At 50.7% G+C, this 10161-nt stretch carries 8 protein-coding genes; 4 read left to right on the top strand and 4 right to left on the bottom strand.

All coding sequences use genetic code 11. The features are described from left to right. The coding region (locus Q0J85_RS06935; RefSeq protein ID WP_294479598.1) for a hypothetical protein at positions 1-255 on the top strand (255 nt) is incomplete at its 5' end. On the opposite strand, the gene Q0J85_RS06930 is transcribed toward Q0J85_RS06935, so the two are convergent. The 3 genes from Q0J85_RS06930 to Q0J85_RS06920 all read right to left on the bottom strand — a co-directional run bounded on the left by Q0J85_RS06930 (position 247) and on the right by Q0J85_RS06920 (position 3301). Beyond that, entirely contained in the window at positions 247-1167 is a 921-nt protein-coding gene (locus tag Q0J85_RS06930; protein WP_294479595.1) for a hypothetical protein, read from the bottom strand. The two genes, Q0J85_RS06935 and Q0J85_RS06930, sit on opposite strands and share 9 nt — an antisense overlap. 466 nt (positions 1168-1633) lie before the next feature. After that, positions 1634-2137 (bottom strand): transposase, encoded by a 504-nt coding sequence (locus tag Q0J85_RS06925; RefSeq protein WP_294479600.1) that lies wholly within the window; start codon positions 2135-2137, stop codon positions 1634-1636. 81 nt (positions 2138-2218) lie between these two features. After that, positions 2219-3301, bottom strand: a complete 1083-nt coding sequence (locus Q0J85_RS06920) for a GntR family transcriptional regulator (protein WP_294479592.1) — start codon at positions 3299-3301, stop codon at positions 2219-2221. 239 nt (positions 3302-3540) lie between these two features. Here Q0J85_RS06920 and Q0J85_RS06915 point away from each other — a divergent pair, with 239 nt between their 5' ends. The 3 genes from Q0J85_RS06915 to Q0J85_RS06905 all read left to right on the top strand — a co-directional run bounded on the left by Q0J85_RS06915 (position 3541) and on the right by Q0J85_RS06905 (position 8998). Continuing rightward, the gene (locus tag Q0J85_RS06915; RefSeq protein WP_294479591.1) at positions 3541-5250 is read left to right on the top strand and encodes a prepilin-type N-terminal cleavage/methylation domain-containing protein; all 1710 of its coding nucleotides are present in this window, start codon (positions 3541-3543) and stop codon (positions 5248-5250) included. A 1-nt stretch (position 5251) separates the two neighbouring features. Beyond that, complete coding sequence (locus Q0J85_RS06910; RefSeq protein ID WP_294479589.1) at positions 5252-6619, top strand: MFS transporter; 1368 nt, start codon at positions 5252-5254, stop codon at positions 6617-6619. A 63-nt stretch (positions 6620-6682) separates the two neighbouring features. Next, positions 6683-8998 carry a polysaccharide lyase family 8 super-sandwich domain-containing protein gene (locus Q0J85_RS06905; RefSeq protein ID WP_294479587.1) on the top strand — a complete coding sequence of 772 codons (2316 nt, stop codon included), beginning with the start codon at positions 6683-6685 and terminating at the stop codon, positions 8996-8998. A gap of 693 nt (positions 8999-9691) precedes the next feature. Here the strand turns inward: Q0J85_RS06905 and Q0J85_RS06900 are convergent. After that, on the bottom strand, positions 9692-10090 hold the full coding sequence (locus Q0J85_RS06900; RefSeq protein WP_294479583.1) for a hypothetical protein: 399 nt from the start codon (positions 10088-10090) through the stop codon (positions 9692-9694). Positions 10091-10161: the final 71 nt, after the last annotated feature.

Here is a 10161-nt window from a genome sequence, read left to right as displayed (position 1 = left end):
CGGGAGGCTCCGCCTGCGCAACCGACCTGCTCCTCCGGAGCTCTCTGGTCGGTCGGTTGCTTCGGCTGCGCCAACTCACGTTTGTCATCTGTAATCGCTCAGAAACAAATGTGCGCAAAATATCGGACACTACCCGCCGTTACTGGCGGCAAATGGCAACAACCAGATCAAAAAGCCGATAAAACCGCTGTTGAAGATGACATCATACATGATGTTTTTTTCTACAAGCCGATAACTTTCCTGCAATCACTGTGATTCTTTCATCAATTTTGTATTCGAGATGATTTTTGTCCATTCATTAAATGGAATTTTCCTTTCATTATCACCATTTTTGTCCCATGACGTAACATCCATCTGTTTACCATTCTTCAGTTCTGTCAAGAACCTTAACCCTTGATTGGGGTAAAAATAACACTCAAAGCCATTCATCATTTTGTCATCAAAGAGATTGGCTAGAGAGATATATTTATTCCAAAAGGTAATTGCAAAAACCAAGACTTGGGTTTGTTTGTTGAGCAATGCGCTGTTCTCCAGGCTGAAATTATAATAACAAAACAAATGATTGTCAGGGTAATCAGAAAAAGATACGTTTCCCATGGCGACTCCTGTTGCCAGTTCCAAATGAAAGGTTAGAACATGTTCGCCTGATGAAAAATCAGTCAAAAAATCTTCCTGCTTCAACAGGGATATTATAATTTCGCGAGTTTTCTGAAGATATTTTTCGTTATTTTCCATGGTATTCAGATTCGCGAACAGCCCTGTCAAATTACGCTTGTACTTTGTGACGGAAGTATGACCTCCTTCTGTTCTCAGCACATGCAGTTGATGAACGAAATTGTCCTTTTTGAAGATTAAAATTTTAATATTATCTATTTCCTTAAATGATATTTGACGAAATTCATCAAATTCTTCAGATGTCTCCTGGCCCGGCACAAAATCACTCATTTCCATTGTAATTTTCATTGGTTGAAGCTTTATTACCCGGCGTGGACTTAATGGCTCTTTTATATTTTTCAAGGCCATTTCTATGACGGGCTTATATATAAGTGGCGAGGTAAACAACATTTCTTGCGTGTCATTACCGAACAAATTGATAACGATACCTGCTACGAACGCAATAAGTAGTAATATTTTATTCATATTCACAATCTCCCATGCAATACCCATGGCATCTCTCCGATATATGTAACTGAAAATCCTCCAATAGGTCCTGCTCATGTTCCCATGGCAGACGGTAATGCCACTCCACAGGCTCCTCCCGCGCCTACAGCCATGCTCGCACAATTTCTGGTTGTTGCATGCGTCCAGTCAATGGGCGTGATTGTCATGTGCGGGAATAAATGGTTCTGTTTTTCAGTAAAAAACAGGTGATACTTTTCACCATGTTAATAAATTGACAGTCAATATGATGCAACATTTCATCATATTTTGTCAATAAGCGTAAGATAGCATGGAAAATTCTGATTGCAAATCAGAATTTCAGAGTCATGAATCAAATTGACCGACGCTACCGGAGGACGGAGTGAACGCGGGAATAAGCCTCCGATTAATGCAATTCGCTGCCGTCACGAAAAAGCCTGATATATTCTTTGCTTTCCAGAAAACAGTACGGAAACTCCTCTTACCGGCGTTCTCATGCGCATTTTCCCGCCAACACTGCGAATTGTCCCTTTTTCTCCAGAATCGAGACACAGGAATCCTCGACAAGCCCAACCATCATAAACGGTTTGCGGACATGGTCTTTCAAGGCTAGTTCGAGATTGTTCTCCGCAATCTTCTCCGCAAGCTGCCGTTTCTCCGTTGTTTCGATTTCAAAAAAACGATCCGCCGGAGTCGGGCCGCCGTCGGTCAGGATTTCTTTCAAGAACGTACAGTAGCCGCACGCTTTTTTCAATAGATCAATGGAGTTTACAATCATCTGACGATGAATCGGATTTCCACTTTCGCCGCACTTTTTCCGGCGGAGAGGTGAAAGCGTCAGACCTTTTTGCCGGTATTCCCGGATCCATTTGCCGAGGGAACTTTTCCCGATTTCGAGTTCCCGCGCGATGTCTCTGACCAGATAACTTTCTTCTAAACAGAGTTTCACTGCCTTGAGCTTGTCGGCCGCCGAATAACGGGTCTTACTCCGATTCAGCCCAGTTTCCGTGCCGCTTTCATTTCACATCTTCCTCCTTGTTCGGAGAAAAGTGTTACCCGTTTTTACAAACTCTTCAAATCATACCAGCCGCGGAATCAAAGCGGTCTTTTCTGCGGCATCCGATGCGGCAAGGATGTGACGCGCCGCAGCGACTCCGATCTCGTACGTGCAGATGTCAATCTCACGGGGAACAGGGAAAATTCCCTTGAGAAAGTATGGATTGTTATCGCATGAAATGATCTGGACCGCAGCAGGATCCACCACCGGCGTCATCGCCTGGTGTAACATGGCGAGAAATGCATCGGCACAGCAGAAGAGCCCAATCTCACGGGCCCCCAGCCCGACGGCGTTCTCTTCGGCAAACATCCGCAGTTTCCGGATGATTTCTGCGCTGCCCATCCGGAAAACATCTACGTCGATGTGATCGGAGGAGAGTCCGTACAATGCCAAAGCCGATCGGAACGTTTCAAGCCTCTGCCGGAACAACGGATGGGTTCCGCTGCCGATGAATACGAAACGACGACATCCCCGTTCCCGCAGAGCCCGGGCCGCAATCTCTCCGATCCGGGCATTGTCGTAGGTGATGTGCGTGGTCGGACAGTTGTAGTCCTGTACACCCATAACCCTCGTCCAGCGGCATTCCGCGAACAAATCGTAGCAGAGACTCTCCTGACCGGCTGGCAAAACCGCAACAAGATGGCGGTTACGATGATTCCAACGCCGCAGCAGTTCTCGATTTCCGAGTTCCAGCGTCTGAAAAGAGAGCGGCACACCGGCTGGCTTGAGGGTGTCGTACAACCCCTGGAACAGCTGACCGTAGTTGGCGAGCATATTGTCAAGAGCGTCCGGCATGTTATGCGGCTGAATGTCGCGAAGGTAGAAATTGACGAAATCGACCTCCAGCTGCAGACGGACATAAGTCCCGCTGCAGGGCCGGATTTCCACGAGCTCTTCTTTTGCCAGGCGTTGCAGCGCCCGCTGTACAGTTGCTGGACACGCGCCATAGGTCACGGCCAGCCGGGTCACTCCAGGAAGTTTGCCGGAGAGTTTTCCTGAACGAATGTCCGCAGCAATTCTGGCGGCCAGTTCACGACGGCAATCGTCTTTTCTCCCACGCCGTTCTATATCGGGAGCATCTGCACTTTGCGCTGGTTTGATCATTGCGGAAACTCTCCTGTTTGGAGTTAATATAATCCCCGCGATAAACCATGTCAAGACGGGATTCCAAAGTTTTACGGCAAAGCTGTTTTTTTATTCAGATTTCGGAATTAAATTTAAAACTGTATCAAAATAAAGTTCAAAAAATATGCAATTCTGCTATTGACAATATGATTTAAATTGAGTATAATTATATCATGGAAATAAAAACTGTAATATAAATAATTTTCAGGAAAACGATCATGTGCAGACTCCGCAAACGTGCGGCAAAAATGTGCCCCCGGGAAAACTCCGCGGAAGTGACTGTATCCGCCGCATTGCGGAAGATTCCGGCGGCGAACGGCTGGCGGGTGGCATTGATTGCAATCGGCAGCGAACCGCCACCAGCCGGAACGCTGGTCACCGATTACGGTGAGGTCTGCAAGGGAATGAGCGATACACTCAACACGATCGGTGGACAGCTTTCTACCTATTGCGTTGGTCTGGGCGAACCGGCATTTCTGCGGGAGATCATCCGCCGCAACGATCGTTATGCCGTAATCATAACGGACGAATCGTGCATGGAGGCTTACCGATTCCTGCTGGGAATCGATTTTATCCGGCTCATGGGTTCCCCGGATCCCGAATGTCCGGTACCGCATCTGACGACGGATCAGGCGGCGGTCGGACGGATGGCGGCGGAATACCTGCAGCGTCGGGGATGCCGGAGCTTTCTCTTTCTGGGCAGCGCCGGGCGCAGAATTTTTCTGGAACGTCGGATCGCGTTTGAATCCGCACTGCCGAACTCAGCGAAGTTCCAGAAGATCTCCGTGGAATTTTCCCGGCAGAACGGAGCCGGGGTTATACAGACCATCCGCAAGTACTTTCGTGATCCGGTCCACCGATGCCGGTTGTCGGAACTTGGCATCTTCTGCAGCGGTGACGCACTGCTTCTGCCGCTCTACCGGGCTCTGGCTGCGGAATTGATCGATCCGGCGGACGTCGCGATCATTTCGACGGATCTGAATCCCTATTACATGAAACAGGTGTTCCCGGTTCCGGCCGGGATCGACATCGGAATGTACGAAACTGGAGTTCGGGCGGTTCGAGCGGCCTCTGAAGAAACCGCTCCTGGCATCTTGTTGACCGCTCCCCGACTGATTCTGCCTCGCCCGACATATGTGGAATCATACTTCAACTCGCAACTGGCATCCCCAAAAAAACAAGGAGACAAGATGATGAAAAACAGAATCCATTTCGTGCGGAAAGCTGGTAATTGCTTTACATTGATCGAATTGCTTGTTGTAATCGCGATCATCGCGATTCTCGCCTCAATGCTGCTGCCGGCGCTGAATCAGGCTCGGGCGAGAGCATACAACACGGAGTGTGTCTCTCGGCTGAAACAGCTTGGCCTCTTCCAGATCCAGTATATGGATACCAATGGAGGAAGATTGATGGGCCCTCCAATCTCCAGCTACAAGAATGCCTGGTTTCAACTGTTTAAAGAAGGCGGAGTTCCCGGGTTCACCGGAGACACCGATGCCAGTCGTCTCGCCCGAAAAATCGGAATCTGCCCGGCATGCATAAGAGTCAAAGGAACTGCCATAGATGTCAAAGGAACTTATGCAGTTCCTGTTGGTGCAGATGTGCCATATCTCACACCAACTACGCAAATTCGGGTTCCTTCCCGGTCGATCATGCTTGCGGAAGCCTATCGAATCAGTTGGAACGCACCTTATGGGGTCATCGACGGTCTCCAGAATGCCGGGAGTGGTAATTTTTCTGTATTTCACGGCAAAACCGGTAATATCTGCTTTCTGGATGGACATGTGCGTTCCTCCACAATAGGTGAGGCGGTAACTTCACAATATAGCGTTCCCATTTTAAAGAATGGAAAATTTGACGAACGCAAATTGACCGGTGGTGTGATTCCGGCGGGGGACTTCAGCAGCGGTGTGTTTTCGACGCGGTAATATGAGAAATTCGATCACAACCCGAACGGCCTGGGATGAAAACGGGCGCTGCCACGTCGGGACATTGAGTTACACAAAAGCGGCGCTCGTGACTCTCTTCGTCTGGATGCTCTGGGGCGACTTCTGCTTCTGGATGATGGAGACGCTCACGCCGACGCTGCTTCCGTTGATGCTCAAAGGACATGGCGCGAGCAACACGGTCATCGGACTTCTGGTTGGAAGCATCCCGTCACTGTTGAATTTCATCATCAATCCGATCGTCAGCACGGCCAGCGACCGCACACGCACAAAACTCGGGCGGCGGATTCCCTTTCTGCTGGGGGCGACTCCTTTCGTCACGCTTTTTCTGATTCTGCTCGGCTGGAGCGATTCGATCGGCGCCTGGTTTCACGGGCTCTTCCACAACGGGGACGAAAGTCCGGCAGGAACGATCATCGTCCTCATCACGCTGCTCTCTGTCGCGTATCAGGTGTTCAATCTCTTCATCGCATCCATTTTCTACTATCTTTTCGCGGATGTGGTGCCGAAACAGTTCCTCGGCCGGTTCATGGCGCTCTTCCGGGTGGTCGGGACATGTGCGGGATTCGTATTCAATCTTGCAGTGCTGCCGCATGCGGATGAACATCTTCCGTGGATTTTCACGATTGTCGCGCTTATCTACCTGGTCTCTTTCAGTTTGATGTGTGTGAATGTGAAAGAGGGGAATTATCCGCCGCCGGAGAAGATCCGCACACGCGGCCCGGTTGGAATCATCATGCAGTATACGCGAGAATGTTTCTGCATCCCATTCTTTCTCGTTTTCTTTCTGGCGATGGCGTTGAATCAGGCGTCAATGGTCTGCCGCACGGTATTCAATCTGCTTTTCGCAACTGCGGAACTGCAGATGACGCTCAAGCAGTACGGCTTCATCACGGCAGCGGCAACCGGAATCACAATCCCGCTCTTTTTTCTGACCGGAATTCTGGTTGACAAATTTCACCCGATCCGGATCTACATGGCCGGAAGTGTGCTCATCATCATCGCGAACGTCATCGGCTTCTTCTGGGTTCACGACTATCTTTCGTTCTCAGTTGTGGCGATTCTGCTGGCCCTGGTCTACATGCTTCAGACGGCGAGTTCCCTGCCGCTCTACGTCATGCTTGTTCCGCACGACCGTTACGGGCAGTTCTCCTCGGCATCGGCGATGGTTTGCGCGCTGATGCTGGTCGCGGCGAATTCCGGCGGAGGGTGGTTCATCGATCAGTTTGGTTATCAATACATTTACGCCTGGGACTTTCTCTTCACCTCCATCGGACTGGGGGCGCTTTGCTGGGTCTACCTGCGCTGGAAAGCGCTCGGCGGAGATGACGCCTACACCCCGCCGGTCTGATGGTCGGCAGGATTGCGAAATATCGGAATCAAAATATCATCCATCCATGCAGGGAGTAAAAACATGAAAAGAATCGGAGTGACAGGGCTGATGGTGTGTGCAGGATTACTGGTGGGAGGGGATTCTCTCGCCGAAAAACGGGAATCGATCACCAGGATGCGGCAGGAGTTCTCGAAAACCACGCCGTGGTTGAACTTGAGCGATAAACGTTCCGGCACGGAACTGCTTAAACTGCTGGACGAAAACGGCTCTTTCCGCGACCTGAGCGAACAGGAAGCGGATTACCGGACAAACCACCGGGGCGAACCCAGATATGACTACTCAAAGTTTCAAACACCGATTCTGAACATGCTCTCAACGGCATTCGACCGGCTCGTGCGAATCGCGCTTGATCTGCGCGACGGGAAAATCCCGGAAGCCGAACATTCGGAGGCAAAACGGAAACTTTACCGGGGGGTGCTGAACTATTCGCAGATCGAACTCGACCGTGGAGACCGGATTCGCAGCGGGCGGTTCCACGGTTCCTGCTTTGCAATGCCGAAAGCGGCGGTCTGGATCTACCTGGCGATGCTCGGAGACATGGAGTCGGGACAATATCCTGAGGTGGCCGAAGCATTGCGGAAAATCGCGTTTCAGGCGTGGAGTCAACCCATGCGCGGCGATGCGACCGACCGGAAAATCGTCGACGTGGAGCGTTTCCGCAAGCACGTCTGGTGGGTCGGAGGCAACGCCACCGCCTATCGCCCGCTGCTCGAAGCGGCTCTCGTCAACGAATCGCCGGAAATGATCGACGTGCTGGGCGAAGTGGTCAACAAAAGCATCTCCTGCGTGTCGCAGAACACCTATGACGAAGCATTCTGGATCGAGGGATTTACCGCCGACGGTGCTGGCTGGGGACATGGCCGCCAGTGTCTGATCTGGGGGTATCCGATCCACGGCACGAACGGTTCTCTGAATATCATCGTTAAACTTAAAAATACGCCATGGGCTTCAGCTCTGGATGCCCGGGCAGTGGAGACGATCTTCCATTTTCTCCGCGGTTCGGCGTTTTACTTCTACAAGGGGACGATTCCGCCGGTGCTTGAGCGCGGCAATGCGCGACCCGATTACGCAAACAAGCGCCAGATTCCATCCCTTACGCTCGCAGACAATCTGAATCGCAACTTCCGCGACCGCCTGACGCCGGAACAGTGCGCGGAACTCGATCAGTTCCGCAGCGAGGCGAAAGCGAAAAATCTTTTCATGATGGATTACCCGGCCGGGAATTACCACGGGACTCGCTACTTTTTCAACAACGACGACCTGATCCGCAAAAATCCGGACTATTACGTCTTCGTGAATATGGTTTCCAGCAGAACTCATGGTCTCGAGAGTTATTACGCGGGGCATTTCAACGGATTCAACCTCTTCAGCTGTGACGGCCAGACGCTTTTTGAACGCGAGGGCGGCGAAAGCGCCCGGGCGCTCGGCGCCGCGGAGCTGACCATGCTGCCCGGCGTCACTGCACGGCAGGTGAAGACACTTTACCCGGTGGAGAACTGGCGCGGTTACGGTTCTCGAGGGGAGTTCGCGGGAGGTGCGGTCGCGCCGGACGGGGATGCGGTTGCGGGCTTCCTCTTCGACAAGGTGAACTGTGAAACGGTCGACGATCCGAAGCGGCGCGAGGAGAATCCGGAAATTCTCAAACTGCGTGCGAACAAGGGATATTTTTTCTTCGGCGACCTGTTTCTGGCACTGGGAGCGGGGATCGAAAACCTCGCGCCTGAATATGAGGGTAACATCTTCACCACAGTCGAACAGACCTTGAAGCGTGGTGACGAAATGCGGCCGATCCGGAAACACGGCGTTGAATGGCTTGCCAACAACGGATTCGTCTATGGCGTTCTGCCGAACGCGACCACCGGAAAAATCTCGCACGAAGTTCGGAAACGCACGACGGCCTGGAAACAGCTTTCCAATCTTCCCGCCAACGTGGAGGAAACAGAAACCGAACTCTTTACGATGTGGATTGACCACGGCCGAGACGTGAAAAATGGAACCTATGCCTATATCGTCTCGTGCAACGGAACGATTCCGGAGGTGCTGCCGACGATTCTCTCCAATACGGAGCATCTTCAGGCCGCACAACTCGGCGAAACGATTCAGGCGCTCTTTTACGACAGTGCCGCAGAACTGAAAACGGCGCACGGAACGATAAGGGTTTCGGCACCTTGTACCCTTATTGCGAAATTTGCGGACAAGAAAGTGGAATTGACTGTCGCCGATGCTCTCATGAACCGCAATCTGACCTCGGTTACGGTCACGATCGGCGGAAAGCGCTTCCCCATTGAACTTCCGACCGGCGAACAGCTCGGCAAGGCGGCGATTAGAAGTTTCTGATGGAGTTTAGTTGCAAAATAGATTACTCCCCGGTGAGCTGTTTTGACGGATTCAATATCACTGAAAAAAAAGCAGGTTCTTTATGGCAACCATTTGGTTTTCAGTTGGTTGCCTTAAGATAAAAATAGATCCGCGGCTGGATTGTCAAATATTTTTGCCAGTAAAATTATTTGACAATGTCCCCGATTTTGTGATGGGACGTGTTGTTTGACAGCGGGGCATCTGCTCTTTATTTTGGGTTTGCTCAAAATCCCAGATAAAGGAAACGCAGATGCAGGGTAAAATTATAAGTAGCATGGACTTGCCGTTTTGTCAATCGGAAACCGGTTTTTCTCTGGACGAACTTGTAACCAATCGGCTGATGTGTACGAACACAAGGCTTTCGCCGAACTGTTGAAGATGATTTTACGGATGGTTCAGGAAATCTCGATCCAACGACCTTTTCACGGCAGGCTGGATGCCTTGAAATGTTGCGATCATGGTCATTTTCGTTTAAACGGCAGCTTTGAACGTCGTATTCGAACCGGTTCGGAATTCAAATGCCGTTCCGGCAAGTGAGTTGCTCCGCGTGCGGAGCAACCTTTCCGCCATTGCAGCGGTTTATTCACCTGGGACGTTATCAGACGAAACCCAATGAAAAGGTTAAGTCATCCAGCTTTCGGAGCTGACCGCAGTGATTCCTTTGATCCCTGTTCAGTTTTCCTGCGAGAGTTCTTCCGGCGGTAATTTTCTCAGTTGAAAATAGATGTGCGGATTGGTGATTTCGTAAGCTCCATCAGAGACAAATCCGATTCCCGGGACCAAGATTGTAAAGAGCCCCACCAGATCCAATATTCCGAGCTTGCTCAGGCTTCTTCTCGTGTATACAGTCTGGCTCACGTAACCTGGTTTTATCGCAGTTATTGTCAATGACTTTGTTGTGGGAACCATCATCTTTACCGGCGGAGTATAAGTTTCTCCGTTGATCAGTACATGTGCATCGGCTGGACTTACGTTAACGGTGATCTCCTGAGTTTTGTTGCCAAAAAACGAGCACCCCGTTCCAAGACTCATCATAATCACGGCCAGGCTTAAGAGATTGATCCGTTTCATACTCGTCCCTCTCATATAATCCGTTGTTTCGCATCCAAAATACCGCAATAGAAAAATACTGCCACAAGTTT

It is taken from the genome of uncultured Victivallis sp., assembly GCA_944389935.1.
Taxonomy (GTDB): Bacteria; Verrucomicrobiota; Lentisphaeria; order Victivallales; family Victivallaceae; genus Victivallis.
The sequence above is the reverse complement of the archived record's forward strand: the minus strand, read 5'-3'. Positions and strand labels throughout refer to the sequence as shown.